Source organism: Shewanella sediminis HAW-EB3, from assembly GCF_000018025.1.
GTDB lineage: Bacteria > Pseudomonadota > Gammaproteobacteria > Enterobacterales > Shewanellaceae > Shewanella > Shewanella sediminis.
In genome coordinates this window covers 3864465-3881895 of sequence record NC_009831.1, presented here as the reverse complement: position 1 = coordinate 3881895, position 17431 = coordinate 3864465, and the positions used below count along the sequence as shown (strand labels likewise).

Annotated in this window: 4 protein-coding genes; all 4 read right to left on the bottom strand. The window is 49.1% G+C overall.

Translation table 11 applies throughout. The features are described from left to right. Positions 1-54: 54 nt before the first annotated feature. The 4 genes from pfaC to SSED_RS16760 are packed head-to-tail and all read right to left on the bottom strand — an operon-like array spanning position 55 to position 17325. Positions 55-5868, bottom strand: a complete 5814-nt coding sequence (gene pfaC / locus SSED_RS16775; protein ID WP_012143538.1) for an eicosapentaenoate synthase subunit PfaC — start codon at positions 5866-5868, stop codon at positions 55-57. Continuing rightward, entirely contained in the window at positions 5868-8165 is a 2298-nt protein-coding gene (locus SSED_RS16770; RefSeq protein ID WP_012143537.1) for a PfaB family protein, read from the bottom strand. Before SSED_RS16770 ends, pfaC begins: the two co-directional genes overlap by 1 nt. Continuing rightward, positions 8165-16459: a type I polyketide synthase gene (locus tag SSED_RS16765; RefSeq protein ID WP_012143536.1), complete on the bottom strand. Its 8295-nt coding sequence runs from the start codon at positions 16457-16459 to the stop codon at positions 8165-8167. Before SSED_RS16765 ends, SSED_RS16770 begins: the two co-directional genes overlap by 1 nt. Next, positions 16459-17325, bottom strand: coding sequence for a helix-turn-helix domain-containing protein (locus SSED_RS16760; RefSeq protein WP_012143535.1), 867 nt, complete (start codon positions 17323-17325; stop codon positions 16459-16461). Before SSED_RS16760 ends, SSED_RS16765 begins: the two co-directional genes overlap by 1 nt. Between the last annotated feature and the right edge of the window lie 106 nt (positions 17326-17431).

Genomic DNA, 17431 nt, shown 5'->3' with positions numbered 1-17431 from the left:
GAGCACTTTTGACACAGAAATTGAGTAAAATAGCCAGTCAATAACTCAGATTCATTAAGCCTCTTCGATGGATATTGCGATATCAAACACTTCGTAGATACGCAGGCCATCTTTACTTAGGCTCGCATTACCTGTGATTACCTTCTTACCATCAACATCTTTAACTGAGGTGATGCTGACATCCATAGACATCTGCTTGTTCAGTGGGTTGATCTGACCGCGATACTTCCACTTGATGTTCGATAGGATCTGACCAAACTTTGGATTTTTAAATCCAGCGCCAAGATCTTTACTGATGGCGTAAGTCTGCATGGTTTCGATAATCGCTTCAACACCCAGAGAGCCTGGCATAACAGGGTCCTGGTGGAAGTGGAACTGGAAGAACCAATCACTTGGGTCGATGGTGCGCTCAGCGTAGAGGTAACCAAGACCTTCGGTGCCGCCGTTATCGACTATTTCTACAGAGTCGATAAAGTTCAGCTGTCCACCGGCTAGGCGGTAGTGTGGCTGACTTGCAGGCGCATTAAAGTGACGACCGCTCTTGTCGAGTAGGTTAACCTTTGTATCTGCCGCAATACCTTTAGCGACATGCCAAGGCTGAGTGACCTTACCATTATCAAGGCCAAGCTGATCTTTTAGTGCATCACCCTTGAAGTAACCAAATACCGCAGTACCGCGATAGAAGGGCTCGCCATCTGTGCTTAGCTCGAAGCTAAAGCTCTGGATGATGTTGGTACCTGCCATAACGGTCGATAGAAGGCGTGAGTCGTTGCGGATTGTTTTGCCGCGAAGGTCGACTTCACGCAGAAGCTCACCACTACCATCTAAGTTACGGAAGAAGAGTTCAAGCCCCGGGAAGCCAAGGGTTGTACCCATGTAACCAGAGATGAAACCGTTTGGCTGTAGTGAAATCTCCATCAAGATAGAGTAAGGCATTACCGCTTGGTGGCTGTTTTTATCTAAGTACCAGGCATCCGTTGGCACTTCATATTCGGCGATACATGAAGATGGCTTCTTAAAGTCGCCACGCTTACCGTTTACTTCGATAACACGAGTCGTCACCTGCAGATCGCCACAAGGTGTACGTGGTGGGATCATGCCGCGGTAGATTGAGAACTCAGGGCCGAAACAGTTTTCGATGTTACCGGTCGCAAACTCAAACATGTGATACGGCGTAAATGGCACGGTATCTGGTACACGGTTCGGGTAATCTGGCGTGATTGGCGCCTCAACGTGTGAAATTGGGATAACGCCCTTGTTTGGCGCTTTAGTCAGATCCGGAATTTGTGCCATGAGTGGCGCGTTAGCTGAGGCTGGTTGATAAGTCTTTTGGCTAAGTGCCGCTGAAGGCTCACTCTCTATAGAAGCCGCAGGTGCGCTGCTCTCTGCAGTAAGAAGTGGATAACGAGTACACTCATCTTCCTCACGGATCATCACACCTAAGTTTTGGAAGTCCACTACTGGCTTACCATTTAGGATGATATCGATGTTTGCCTTAGCATATGGACGTGGGCTAAAGCCAATCTCAGTCACTTCCATACGGTAGGTTAGGGTGCCCGATTGTGGCAGAACCTGTCCGCGACAACGAACCTGCTGTGATGCATTCTCAAGAGGCTGGAAACGGCCGTTCTTAGTTTGAGTGTGCATACCTAAGTGCAGCATAAAGAACTGTAGCAACTGACCACAACCTTCAGCCATTAGCGAGCCTGCCATCACCTGGTCACCCTGGAAATGACATGGGAAGTACCAGTGATCGGGTTCGAGTTGCTTATGGCCTTCGATTAGACCAAGTCCCCAGGTGCCGCCGTTGCGCTCAACCTTACTCACCTGCTCAATCATCAGGAACTTCTCTGATGCAAAACATAGTGATGGTTGTGCAGGGCCTGCGTGAGTGGCGCCAAAACAGCCTTCGATATCGGCAGTCAATAGCTTATGGATATCGCCGTAGCTGAAGCTGGATTTAGGGCAATCTAATAGCGGGTTGAAGGTCTTCTTCACCACTAAGTTACGTGCTTTAATCTCATCTTCGGTGCGGATAACCCCTTTACCGTCGGCAAGCTCTTCATCGGTGAAGAAGCCTGCACAACCACCATCCATCTTAAGGATCATGGTATCGCCAACGAAACACTCGTAAGAGAAGAAGAACAATAGGGTCTCGCCGTTACGGGCGTAGTTGTTGATCTTAATATCGTATCTCAGGGTATCGCCGCCACGTGGCAGATCGCCCAGGAAAGTAAGCGTACAATCAAGCAGACGGTAAACGCGGTCGCCCTTGTTCTCAAAATCGATACCAAGGTAGCTAATGAGCATCAAGTCACACTGACCCGATTCAACCGCTACTGCCCATGGGATCTGGCCATCAACCAGGTAAGGCGCATCTAGCGGAATATCATATTCTGTGGTCATAGAACAAGGTTTGAACTCGTTCATGGTGGCATCGAGTTTAGTGACGCGCGATACCAACAGGTAATCTGTGGTCGGTAGACGTACGCGACGTGAGTAGCTGTCGATAATGGCGTAATCCGAACCGAATACGTTAGCGATATCACCCTCAGCGTACTCAACAAGATCGGCATAGTTCCAGATACATGGCTTAAGCTCAGGCGTTGGCGCAATGTATGGTGGTACGTTAGCGTGATCTGGCTTCAGCTCCTTCCCTTGGGGTAAAGAGCCAAGAACCGCGGCAGGCGCTGGTTGTGTGCTCAATGTATTTTCATATGAAACAGGCGCAGGGATCGCTGTGCTAGTTACCGGCTCTTGTCCTGTCACTTGTGCTAGCTGCTGCTTAAGCAGAGCGTCGGCCACTTTCATACCGGCTGAACGGCTCTTCAGGAATGCCTGATGAGCCTCTTGAGTCAGCTGCTGGTTTTGTGCAAATGCAGCCATATCGCCTGCTGAAACGTCTATTGTCTTGTTTTTCATAGGTGTACCTAATACTGGAGTAGGGCTAACAGGTATTGCTTGCGCTTGTTTTTGCTCTTTAGTTTGAGCTGGGCGCATTATTAGTGGCTTCTGCTGCTTCACAACTGTTGAAGCGCTGCCTTGAGCAAGTTTGCCCTGAATAGCGGCTAGGCTTGCAAGTGGTGTATCGACGATATGTTGATAGATATCACGACCACCTAAGGTGACCTGCTTCAGTAGCTGGTGCTTAGCATCTGATTTAAGCTCACTGCTTAAACGAGCACTAAGCGCGCTGTTTTCAGTTGGGCTTTGGCTGATTAATAGCTGCGAGACTTGATTTTCACTGCTATTAGCAACGATTGCAGCGCCTGCTTTTTGCTGAGACTGATTCTGAATTGATAGACTAAGCAGGCCATGAAGTAAGCCAGCCATTCCAGCAGCAGCAAAGCTGTGACCCACACGGCTATCTGCACTGGTGCTAATAGCATTTGGGAATAGCTTACTTACAGGCTCAGAAGAGATACTGCCAGGGGCGATACTCGTTTCAACGACCTTAACGGTGTTGATATCGACACCTGCTTGGGTCAGCAAGTTATCAGCAACTAGATTTACTTCTGTCACTCTGCCAAAGGCTAGTGCATCAAGGCTGCCGTATGATTTCGCTGAGTTAGCGTCATCAGGTACAAGTACAACAGCTCCAGCTCCTTCACCGACATTCCAGCTGCCACTGTTTTGGGCAGCACTCGCATCGATAGATACGGGCTCGACACTGTTTTTCAGTATCACCTGCTCAAAACTTCCAGAGAGATCAACTGCTGCGATAACCACAGCATCCAGGGCTTCGCTGGTCATCATATTCTGCGCGACATCGATACAGCGGCTTACCGACTGCTCGGCGGCAGAGATGGTAAATGCCGGACCATTGAAATCCCATAGTGAGGCGATTCGAGAGGCCATGATGTTGCCGATAAAGCTGGTGTACTGGTTGAGCTTAGCCGCATCGAGAACGCTATCCATTGTGATAGCTTCTAATGCTTGGTACTCATCACCCGTTAAGGTGACGCCTAGTGCCGATAGGCTCTGCTCAAGTTGAGTGTGCAGGTTAACACGGCCGCGGAACTGGTGAAGTTCAAGCTCAGTTTCCATAGCAACCAGTACTGCAACTTTTTGCCCTGGCTTTAACTTGGCGTCACGAATTGCTTCATCGGTGACCTTCATCAGCATTAGCTGCTGTGAGATAAGGCGATCATCTTCATTGGGCGGCAGCTTGAAGCGCAGGAAGTCTAAGTCGAAACTGTCGACATAGGCACCCTTGGGCGCAGCTGCAAGGCCAAATTCAGCTAGCAACTCTTGATGTTTCTCTAACCCTTTCCAGCGTTTCTTAGGTAGCGAGATAAAGCCATCTGTGTTTGATGTAATAGCATCATTTAGCTGGTTGATGCTATTAAGAGGACCAAAGTGAGAGGCAAGACCGCTTATCTTCATCGCATCAGGCTTAACTGCTTGCAGCGGCTGCGTGCTCGCGGTTTGTTGGCTAGGGGCTTGTTGAGTCGAGTATGACTCTAATAGAAGGTGTGCGTTACACCCGCCAAAGCCAAAGACCGACACACCAGCATGGTGCTTATCGTTACCCGCTTTTGCTGGCCAAGGTTGTACCTGGTTAGGTAACGTTCCTGTGCCAAATAGGTTGTTGGGCGAAGATATTGCATCGCTAATATTAATACTTGGCGGCAGTGCTCCCTCTTTCATGGCGAAGATCATCTTCATGATCCCCGGCATGCCAGCGGCGGTCAGCAGATGGCCTAAGTTAGACTTAGCTGAGCCGATCAACGGCGCTTTGCTACCTGCTAACTTATCTTCGAAGAAGGTCTCCATCGAGGTGAGTTCAATCTTGTCACCCAGCGGCGTACCCGTTGCGTGACACTCAATCACTTCGACATCTTTAGGCTCGATATCACTGGCGGCATAAGCACGTTCGAACGCTTTTACCTGACCCTTTGGATTAGGGCTAAGCACAAACTGCCCCTTACCATCGTTAGATAGGCCTACACCACTGACAACGGCGTAGATCTTATCATTATCGCGCTCGGCATCTTCAAGACGCTTTAGCACTAATACACCCGCACCTTCACCGGCGAACAGACCTTTACTGTCGCTATCAAATGGTACCGATACACCATGATCGGGGTAAGCGTGGAAGATGGAGAAACCCATGTTGATAAAGAAAGGATCGGCACCAGAGACCGCGCCCGCTAGCATCACGTCGGCTTTGCCTGCACTCAGGTAATCACAGGCAAGTTTTAGCGAGTAGACTGAGCTTGCACAGGCTGCATCTAAACTCAGTTGTGCACCGCCTAGGCCTAATGCGTCAGCAACTATCTTTGAGGCGTTGTGGGCAATAGCACCATTTGCGTTATCTAAAGCCGTTTCGCTTTGACTGCGCACGGTATGGGCATTGGTTGGATTTAGCTTGAAAGCGCGACTTCCCAGCTTATCTTGCAGGGCTTTTTCAACAGCACTGTGGTAGATAGGCAGAAACAGATCGTTCGAACGAGTCGTTGGGAACGATAGGGCACCCATGATGATACCCGTACGCTCAAGCGATGAACTACCTAAGGTAATTCCCGCATCAATCAGAGCTTTACGGCTGGTGTCTAGCGCCCATAGGAAGCTGTCATCTAATCCGGTTAAGCTCTCAGTTGGCAGTTGATAGCCGCTAGCATCGAAGCTGAAGTTCTCAATATAGCCGCCTTTATCACAGTAAAAGCGGTCTGATTGCCCCTGAACACCTTGGTAATCTGCGCTGTTTGCACCGAGTTTTTCATTGGTTAAGGTGGTACGTGAATCTCGTTTATCGAGCACGTTCTGCCAAAACTCACCGGGAGCCTTAGCATCAGGGTAGAGCGTAGCAAGACCGACTATAGCAATTTTGCTCTGCTTAGCGGCCTGTTTGTCTGAAGAAGACATTAAACTTCCCCTTGTAATGTTAGATTCGACATAGGTTCACTCTTGAGCTGCTTCGTGGTCGTTGTTTTCTGCAGTTGAGAAAGCGCGATTTCACGATTTAATCCCTCAATAAGTGGCTGAGCTGTGAGTGGAACTCGATGACTAATAAGTTGGCCTAATGCTTTAAGCAGGGTAGTGATATCATCACCGCCCTTTGCATTGACGGGCACTGTGCAGCAAGGAAAGTCTGTCGACTCGCCGCCACATTGGCGATCTTGTTTAGCGATCTTGTCGATGAGCGTACAGTTTTGTCTATCTGCACCTAGCTCGACAAATAGCTTAACGCCTTGCTTCTGAGCACTGTGAACCAGTGCTGTGAAGTCTAAGGTGTTGCAGAAAGTATCGGCGATTGAGCGGGCAACAACTTGACTGTCGAGACCACCATTAGCATTTGATACTGTGCTCTCACCTGAAGCTGCACTGATAAATTTGATATCATTTGGCAGCGTCTCTTCAAGCGGTTGATTGTAGAACTGCTCAACATTGCCGTGCTCCTCCATCGCTGGAGTGGTATGCATGGCCGTGACTCGGTTCGCTGCAATACCGCGCTTTTTCATCTGTGCTAATAGCTCACGGCACTGAGTCTCACAGCCTGCAATCACGCAGGTATCACCCTGAACAATGGCAAGGTAGGCGTGGGGGAACTCTGGGAGTAGCGCTTTAATCGACGCGGCTGGTGAGCGAACGACAAAGCTATTCCAGACAATATCGGCATCACTATTGGTTAACTGCCACGCTTTGCGTACTGCAGTGAGCTTACCCGAAATGGCGCTGGTAAATAGTGGATCGGTTTTCGTCTTCTCTATCAAGGCGTGGGGAGCGTTCCACACACCAAGACTTGCCCACATCGATGCCTCACCCATAGAGTAACCTAAGGCAAAGTTTGGCGTGATATTAAACTGTTTCACTAACAACTGAGTCAGTAGGTAGCTGCTACCCACACCTGCAATAGCGAGATCGCCAAGCTGCATCGCTGGGGTCACTTTAGGATCTAAGTGATAGATAGCATCGGCTTGAAACATAGACTTTAGATCACCTTCACGTTCGAGCTGTGAATAGAGTGATGGAAAGTATCTGTGTAGCTGACTAAACATATCGCTATAGACAGTTCCGACACCAGGGTAGACAAATGCAAGACCACTTTGATCTGCTCCGCCTAAAGGCTCAGCAGTAAAATAGCTGCCTGCGGGTGTGCGATATTGAGATGAGTGAGTTAGGCTATTATCACTCATTACATTTGGCAGTGTTTCACCCATGGCCGTGATCTCCTGAAGCATAGCTTCAATTGAACTTGCCTGTAGAGTAATGGCGTACCTGCTGATGCCAGCTGTATCACTGTGACTCTTCTCATATGAGACGAGGTTATCGCGCATCTGTGTTAGCAGTAAACCAGGCTCTGTAGTGAGTTTCGATTTTATCTTTGTAAGCTCGGCGAGCAGTCCAGCTTGGTTGTCTGCACAAACAACAAACTGCAATCGCTTAGTATCGATAATCGATTTTGGTGCGATAAAGCCTGTGCCTTGGGAGACAATAAAGCTGATGCAGCTCTTATCTGCGCTGTGGGCACTGTCGCTCTGATCTTTGATGCTATTCGTTAGGTTAATCGCCACCACACGTGCTTGATGGTGATCGGTAAACCAGTAGTGGCTAGTGGCTTGCTTAGGACCCATCGATGCTGCATCTCTATGGTGTGTACGAGAGGCAAGATCTTTGATTAACGTACACACGGCATCAAACTGCTCAGTGCTATTAAGCTGTGGCAGATCGAAGCGCTTGCTGACACTGTCAGACTTGCGCTTTGCTTGGCTTAATGCCTTATGCATACAGGTGTCTGTAAGCGACTTTTCTACAAGAGCTGTGCTTGCTGACTGCATCTGCATCGCTGCAAGTTGCGCGTGGGGGTGAATTCTATTTTGCGCCGCTTTTAGTGAATGCATCATCAACAGTGAGCTGGTCTCTGTTGAGATCTGCACTATCTTACCTTGCTCAATCGACTCGATAGTCGCTGTTAAGTTAGCTTCAAAATCATCGACCTTGATAGAGACAAGTTCAGTGGTTTCTAGCAATTTAGCGCTATGCAGATCTGGTAATAGCACAGATAGCTGCTTAGCCATCTCAGGCGTATCGGCAGTTAAACTCATGCTTAAATTTAGTGGCGCAGGAAGCACCAAGAGTGCGATGCGCAGTGGCATCTCACTCTTGATAACTTGATCACTGACGCTCGCTGCTGAATTAACAGGGGGTGTCGGCTTGACCATTAGGCTTGCTCTCCTTTAGCGCTTTCGTTTAAGAAAGCGCTATTGAGGTTCTTGCTGATAGTGACTTTCGCCCCTTTCATCATCGCGCTAAGCTCACCATTTTCATGGTAAAGCGCGACATTAGCCTCAAGTGAGCGAGCGCTGGTCTTAATGACCTCTAGCTCTAGCACTGCCTTATCACCAAATGCCAGCGGCTTATTTGAGATAAACTCACCGATAGCCGATGGTAAGCTAGCTGCACCGTATTTAAGTCTTGCCCATACAAGCATCGCTTGAAGTAGCAGATCTTCTGCAAATGGCTGGCTGCCACCAATATGCTGCGTCGCAACAAACTGGCCGCAATCAGAATCACTCACCCTTGGTAGTTGGCAACTGGCTAATAGGCCTTTGTTATCAAACTTAAACACCTGCTTTATACCCTGCAAACGTGGCCCGTGGAATAGGGTTCCGTTGCTATAGAGCTCAGCGGCATCCGTCACGGCTTCACCGAGTTCGGTAAACGATTTTGATGCTGCATCAACGTCACCCTCAGCACTGACTAAAGTCGCTTTATACTGCGGGCGACCTTGACTGCTGATTAAAGCATTCATTTGGTCGTTACCACTAGGCGTCAACTCCAGCGTCATCTCTTGAACATCACTGCTGTCGAAGATGATCCCCTTGAGCAGCTTGTAGTCGAGGACTTTAACTTGAGTGCCAAGCATCTCGCTCGCCGCCTCGCGCATCCACTGAATTGCACAGACAGTGGGGAGCACAGGGTTACCGCTAATGCGGTGGTCTTGGATAAAGACCATCGCATTAGGGTTTAAGGCTCTAATCAAAGAGACAGGTGCTAGCGGGCCCTTGGTCGCAAGACCCTGCGGGATCAGTGCGTTGTGCACCTCACCCGCATTAAGCTTTTTTACAGAAGCGTTTCCTGTAGCAGAGCCTTCAGCGTTTTTACTATTGTCGTCGCCACCTTGCATCGAAGTCCCGATAAGCAGCTGTACGCCTGTCTCGCTCAGTAGTTGCGTAGCAAATAGCTCAGCCCCTGCCTTTAACGGGATAACGTACACGCCGCGGTCGGTAAACATTTTCTTAAGTGCGTCGGTAACCATACCGCCATCCCAAGGACCCCAGTTAAAGCTCATCACCTTAGCCTGTGGATTACGGGCAGTGAACTGCAGCGCCGCCTTGTTTAGGATGTCGTTCGACATAGCATAATCGCTCTGACCTGTGTTGCCGTAGAAACCAGCAGCAGATGAGAACATCGCCAGTAGTTTCACCTTGCTTGAATCAAGTGCTGCAAGCAGGGCTTTAAGACCATTAACCTTAGTGCCGTACACGCGACCTAACTCTTCAACTGTCTTATCTTGAATATGCTTATCGGCAAGTACGCCTGCACCGTGGATAAGGCCAGTGATCTCATGTGAGCGACCTTTTAATGCTGCTGTGATAGCGGCTGTATCGGTCACATCCATGCTGACATACTCAGCACTTGCGCCAACTTGGGCAAATGCTTCAAGGGCTGTATTGATCTCGATAGAACTCTTAACAGTCCAGACTAATGATTCAACCTGCTTAGGGGTCGGCTTATTACCTGTAGAGATAATATGCGCAATCGCTGCGGGTTTTAGCTCGCTAATCTGTTTGTTTTCAGCCCATGTTGGGATAGCGAGTAGCTCGCTACGGCCTGCAAGGATAAAGTGAGACTTTGTACGCTTGGCCACTGCAAGGGCACATTCGAAGGTTACCCCTTTCGCTCCCCCGGTCACCAGTATTTTATCTGCACTATCAAGTGATGATGCCGCATGTTTACTGCTCGCTTCGCCTGCTATTAAGGTAGTACGTGAAACGTTACCCTTAGCATCGAGTGATAAACCGACCTCTGGCAATTGTGCATTACTATCGAACAACTCGTTAGTGACTGCATCAGCAAGGTGGGTTGCATCTAAGTTTGTAGCAATATCCAGAGCGCGGCAGAAGACAGTTGGCCACTCATGGCTCAGTGTCTTAGTTAAACCCGCAAGTGCTGCTTGGTTTAGCTCAGCATCTTGTAGCTGCTTAGTGTCTAAGTAACCAAAACCACCATCGATACGACTGACGGTGATAAAGCTGCGGCGCTTTTCACTTGCAGTTGTAAGTTTTGGCTGTAGCAGCTTCGCCCAAAGGAACGCTTGGCTAACGTGAGTGAAGCTGTCATTGCTTAGGTTAACGGCATCACTGACGTTGCTGGTATCAGCATCAGGTTGCAGGTGAATAAATCCACCAATATGGCCCAGTTGCTGCTCGATTTGAGCAATAACACCATTGATACCTGACTCATCAAGGTTGTCGGCTTGGAAGCTTGCTACATCACTGCTTAGCGGTGATTGAGCTGCGCCCTTAGGTAGACGTACTACGGCTACTTTAAGGCCTTGCTTTGTTAGTTTCTCTGCTAATACGCCTGCGTTATGACCATCATCGGTGATCACTAGGGTTGCGTCTGCGGCGAAACAGTCATTGATTTGATCCGCCGCATTAAGCTTTTTTAGCGCTACCTCGCTGTGAGGAGGAAGCTCAAGAGAAGAGGTAATTGTGTCTGCTACTGACTTAACGGCACCAGATACAGCAGCGCCAGCTGCGGCACCTGCATTAGTCAGTTTGCTGTTCATATAGCTCACGATTTCGCCCAGTGTACGACACTCGGCAAGATCTTCTGGGTTTAGCTCAGGAAGGCCTGGAAGCTCATCTTGAACAGTACCCAGAATTTCAACACGTTTGATAGAGTCGATACCAAGGTCTGCTTCCATATCCATGCTAAGTTCTAGCATCTCTGTTGGGTAACCGGTCTTCTCGGCAACCACTGACATCATGGTGCCTTGAACTTTTTCTGCAGAAAGAGTTGCAGAGATCGAGCCCTCAGCGGCACTAATATTAGGAGCCGCCGCAGCGCTATTCGTCGCAGGAAGTTTAGAGTTCATGTACGAAACGATTTCACCCAGTGTACGACACTCAGCAAGATCTTCAGGGTTTAGCTCTGGAAGGCCTGGAAGCTCATCTTGAACCGTACCCAGGATTTCTACACGCTTGATAGAGTCGATACCAAGGTCTGCTTCCATATCCATGCTAAGTTCTAGCATCTCAGTTGGGTAACCCGTCTTATCGGCAACCACTGACATCATAGTCACTTGGACCTTCTCGGCAGAAAGAGTTGAGCTCAAGGCTGTTTGCGCGCTCAAGGCTGTCTCAGCAGAAGCGGCAGTAGCAACAGGAGCTGCAGCGGCACTTGTATTAGTCCCTTCAGCTGGAAGCTTAGAGCCCTCAGCCAGTTGAGAGTTCATGTAGGTAACGATTTCACCCAGTGTACGACACTCAGCCAAGTCTTCAGGGTTTAGCTCAGGCAGGCCTGGAAGCTCATCTTGAACGGTTCCTAGAATTTCAACACGCTTGATAGAGTCGATACCAAGGTCAGCTTCCATATCCATGCTAAGTTCTAGCATCTCAGTTGGGTAGCCAGTTTTCTCGGCTACCACTGACATCATGGTGCTTTGAACTTTCTCTGCGCTAAGACCAGTAGAGAGTGAGCCTTCAGCGGCTTGTGAAGGTAAAGAGCCTGCGGCGCTTGTTGCTTGAGCAGTTGAACTTCCTGAAGGAAGTTTACTATTCATATAAGCAACGATTTCACCCAGTGTACGACACTCGGCTAGATCTTCAGGGTTTAGCTCAGGAAGACCTGGAAGCTCATCTTGAACCGTACCCAAGATCTCAACGCGCTTGATAGAATCGATACCAAGGTCAGCCTCCATATCCATCTCAAGCTCTAGCATCTCAGTTGGGTAACCGGTTTTCTCGGCTACCACTGACATCATGGTGCTTTGAACTTTCTCTGCGCTAAGACCAGTAGAGAGTGAGCCTTCAGCGGCTTGTGAAGGTAAAGAGCCTGCGGCGCTTGTTGCTTGAGCAGTTGAACTTCCTGAAGGAAGTTTACTATTCATATAAGCAACGATTTCACCCAGTGTACGACACTCGGCTAGATCTTCCGGGCTTAGCTCAGGCAGGCCTGGAAGCTCATCTTGAACGGTTCCTAAAATTTCAACACGCTTAATAGAGTCGATACCAAGGTCCGCCTCCATATCCATCTCAAGCTCTAACATCTCAGTAGGGTAGCCTGTTTTCTCGGCGACCACTGACATCATGGTTGCTTGAACTCTTTGTGCGCTCAGGGCTGTTTGCGCGCTCAAGGCTGTCTCAGCAGAAGCGGCAGTAGCAACAGGAGTTGCGGCGGCACTTGTATTAGGCAACTTGCTATTCATGTACGAAACGATTTCGCCCAGTGTTCTACACTCGGCTAGATCTTCAGGGCTTAGCTCAGGCAGGCCTGGCAGCTCATCTTGAACTGTTCCTAGAATTTCAACACGCTTGATAGAGTCGATACCAAGATCGGCTTCCATATCCATCTCAAGCTCTAGCATCTCTGTTGGGTAACCGGTTTTCTCGGCAACCACTTCAAGCATGGTTGCTTGAACTCTTTGTGCGCTCAGGGCTGTCTCTGAAGAAAGAGTCGCGCTCAGGGCTGTTTCTGCTTGAGCTGCAGGAGCTACAGCAACTGGAGTTACTTGTACTGGAGCTGGAGCTGCTTGATGGCTAACGGTCTGTACTGGCTTAGCCACTTGAACTGGAGCCACTTGAACCTGTGCAACAGGTGCTGGAGCAGCAACTTGAACTGGTGCAGGCTGAGCAATAGCTGTTTGTACTGGGGCTACTGGTTTAACTGTTTTAGCTTGTGGCTGAGAGAGTATTTGAGTTGGAGTGCCCGTTAGCATACTTAGCGCTGCAGTGTTGCTGCCGGCTTGCATCTCAAGGAACTGAGTGTGGCTCTGTAGTGTCTGTGCCTGAAGCTGGTGGAACTGCTCCATAGAGCGTTGTAGGCTTTCTGGTATTGCGATGCCGTTTCCAGCTAACTTGGTTTGTTCAGTCATTAAGGTCGTGAAGGTCTCACCGTATTGCTGCGGGATCTCCAGGAACTGCTGATGAAGTTCTGCTGCTTGCTGCTGCGCTGCAAAGAAATTAGTTAGCGCGTCATTGCTAACAGCCGCTGATGGCTTATTGCTAAGAACCGCTGATGGCTCTTTATTTAAAACAGGTGCGTTTTGAGACACTACTTGACTCTCTATAACTGTTGGGACTTCTACAATTCTTTCGACAACTTTTTCAACTTCTACGATCTTCTCAACTTCTACCACTTTCTCTACTTCAACTACTTTCTCAATGACCTTTTCTTCTACGATAGTAGAGCTGGTGACTGTGCCAGTTTCGAGAGATTTGGCCATCTTAGCGCGAGTGGCCTTGCTGATATGGTTTACGGCGTTAAGCGAGATGCTCATTGGCGACTTCTTCTCTGGGGCGGCGATATCGGCTTGGTATGGGTCGATATTATCGAGCTTGATACCGGCAACCGCTAGCTGTATCGCAGCTTGCTTAAGCTGTAGGTCGCTATCACCTTTAGGGCTTGGGTTGATAGAGATGGCGACTATTCCCGTTTTATTTGGGCCAGCCTTATCAGCAAGTGTTCCCTGAACCAGCTTTTGGAGTATGTTCTTAGGACCAAACTCAACAAAAACACGTGCTCCAGCGTCATACATAGCTTCAAGTTCAGCGGTAAAGCGTACCGATTGAAGCATATGCTTCTTGAACGAAGCCTTAATCTTAGCGGCGGTGTTATCGTAAAGCTCGCCCGTTGCGTTTGAATACAGCGCGCGGCTTGGCTTAGTGAATTTAGCGGCATCAATCGCTTTAGCAAATGGTGCTTGAGCGTGACCAACCAGTTCTGTGTGGAAGGCACCTGATACCGGCAGGTTGATTGCCTTGTAACCAAGCTCGCTGAGTGCTTTAGCTGCATCAGCAGTAGAGGCTGTAGGACCCGCAATGACAGACTGAGTCGGTGCATTGTAGTTAGCTACTTTTACGCCATCGAACTTAGCGATAGTCGCTTCAACAGCTTCAAGATCTTTAGCGTCTTTGGTGATGATAGCGAACATGGCACCGGCATCGGCTTCTACGCCATCTTTAGCTGGCGCTTTCGTCGCCATGGCATCGCCACGGGCAAACGCTAGTTTGTAGTAGTCTTCAGTTGAAATTGCGCCAGATGCACAAAGGGCACTCAGTTCACCAAAGCTGTGACCTGCAACCATATCGGCATTAAACCCAGCGGCGGTGAACAGCTCATATTGGCCCATAGAGATGGCGCCGATAGCACTTTGTGCATTGGCAGTGTTAGTCAGTACCGCTTCTTGTGCTTTAACATCATCTCTGTTGAAAACAGGCTTTGGATAAAGCGTCTGTGAAAGCGGGGTCTTGTCATTTTCAGCAAAGACTTTATCAGCGGCTACAAACTGCTGACGCATCTCTGGGTAGTAACAGGCAAGATCGCGACCCATGTTGAGGTACTGTGAACCTTGGCCAGCAAATAGTGCGGCAACCTTTCCTTCAATAGCATTAGCTCGGTAGCTAGTGCCACCAGGTTGTTGCCAAGCATCGTCGGTGCTGCTGGTTAGTTTTGCAATTGCTTGTTTGATCTGTGTCGCCAGCTCTTCGCTAGTGTTAGCCACTAAGCCGATACGCGCAGATTTTGAATCAAGTTCTCGTAGGCTGTAGTCTTTCGCTGCGTTAGCAATGATGAACTCGCTGCTTGCAGCCGCTGTCGCGAGTGCGTTTAGCTCTGTAATTAGCGCATCTTTTGATGCTGCGCTCACCAGGAAGCTTTGGGCAACTTGACGCTGACGGTATTTCGCTTTCTCAGCATCTGTGCGGCTGTGCTCTTTGTTGTACTCTTCCAGTACGAAGTGGAAGTTAGTACCACCGAAACCAAATGAGCTGATACCTGCACGGCGAGGCGTGCCGTCAACACGTGGCAGCCAAGGGCGTGTCTCAGTGTTTAGGTAAAATGGTGATTTTTCAATTTCAAGCTTAGGGCTTGGCTGGCTGATGTTAATCGTTGCCGGCAACACTTTATGATGCAGTGCAAGGGCAGCCTTAATCAAACCTGCAGTACCTGCAGTTGACTTAGTGTGACCAATTTGAGATTTAACAGAACCCAATGCAATGTGTTGCTTAGTGTCGTTGCCATCGGCAAAAACTGAGCAAAGGCCTGCAAATTCAGCTGCATCACCCGCTGCGGTACCTGTACCGTGAGCTTCGATAAGACCCAGAGTATGAGGCTCGAAACCTGCATCGTCATAGGCGCGTCTTAGGGCTTTAGCCTGACCTTCCGGGCGTGGTGCATAGATAGATTTAAACTTGCCATCTGATGATGAACCGACACCTTTAATTACCGAGTAGATTCGGTCACCATCGCGCTCGGCATCTTCGAGGCGCTTTAGCGCTACCATGCCGATACCTTCACCGATCATCATGCCTTTCGAGTCGATGTCGAATGGCTGAATGGTTTCGTTAGTAGTAAATGCGGGCGTCTTCGAAAAGCTCATGTACATAGACGGTGAGTTATCGGTACAGACACCACCGGTGATCATCATCTCAGAGCGGCCTTCTGTCAGCTCTGTCAGTGCCATACGCATTGCGGCGAGGGAACCTGCACAGGCTGCATCGACGACACAGTTCATGCCACCAAAATCGAAACGGTTAGCGATACGACCAGAGATAACATTGCCCAGAGATCCCGGGAACGAGTTCTCTTCCCAATGAACATATTGGTCCTGGAACTTCTTGATCAGCATCGCGCTATCTTCGTCGCTGATGCCGCTGTTCGCGAATACCTTCTTAAGTACCGGGTATTGCAGACGGGCTGTTAAGCTGTGGCTGATCTTCTGACCACCGCCCACACCCAGTGTGATACCAATCTTATCTCTGTCGTAACCTTCAGGCAGATGTGCATCGGCCAGAACTTCTTTAGCAACAATCAAAGAGAGTAGCTGCGAGCTATCAGTCAACTCCAGGATATTTGGCGGTAGGCCAAATTCCATTGGGTTGAAATCAACACCAGGCAAGAAACCACCACGCTTACAGTAACTCTTATCCGGCGTGCTCTTGTTAGCGTCGTAATACTCTTCCGGTTGCCAGTGAGTCGATGGCAATTCGGTGATCGCATCGATTTTTTCACTGATCAAGTCCCAGAACTTATTGAGGTAACGAGAGTTCGCAAAGATACTCGCCATACCGACAATCGCGATAGGCATATCTTTAAGACGTTTATTAAGACGTGAGTCAGCTTGTGAGTCCTGCTGTGGCTCAGCTGTTTTCGCTGAGGACTTATCCACTTTTACTGTCTTCTTGTCACTCGCTAAAGGCTTCTTTGAAGGTTTAGAGGTCTGGCTCATTATGAGTCTCCGCTGGGTGCCTGGTTTTCAGGCGTCTTGTTGTTAGTTGCCGCGCTTTTATGTGTGGTACCAGTATTGAGTCTGGCACCGGGGAAGCGCTGTAAAAAGGTGTGGTAGTTGCGAACGAGCAACTTACGCAGATGAAACGGCCCATGCTTAAGCACATAGGCGATGTATCGATTCGTGGCTTGGGTGTTGCCATCTTGGTATATGTCTAAATAGATCCAGTCGCTGCTCGGGTCGATGCCAAGCAGTATTGAACTTGGTTGCTCTTCGGTTAACTGAGGAGGGATAGTGAGAGACACTACCTGAACCACGTTATCGCCATCGGGACTCGGCATTGCCAATGTCTCGGCTAGCGTTTCGAAGTGAAGAGTATAAGTTTGAACATCACTGCCTTGAATGATGGGCAGTTGATTGAAGTATCGCTCGGGTACGTGAGGGCTCTCTATATCACTCACCCGTGATACGCCGTAACGTTTAAGGCATCTTGCTAACCCGGAGCGAGAAACATTGGGGTTAATAAAATTTTGCGTTACCCGAAGGAGTTTATCGAGTGGCATCTTAAGCTGATACCTCAAGCCTACAACCACGTATTCCTGAAGGGGGGTCAACGTTGTATTGAGATGGTGGGGCGTATTTGGCGTATTTTCGACAGAGTCACGTTTGCGCCACTTACGTACCGTGGCTTCACCTATGTTCAACACCTTGGAAAGTTGCGTGACTGAAAGGTCGGATTCTTGGATGAACCGACGCATTTCAGGCGTTGTGGTGGCATTGCGGTGCCGAGTCTCGGTCGCGCTTTGCGTACGTTTATCCGGATTTGAATTTTCCGGACTCATATTTTTTCGAGCTTGCTCTGCCATCGGTTCAGCGCTATTCCGTTAATAATCTACTGGGACTAAATACGACTTTATGACCGGGTAACCCTGCAGGAGTTCCCTGTTTGTCGTTATTTGTAGGGTGTTTTTT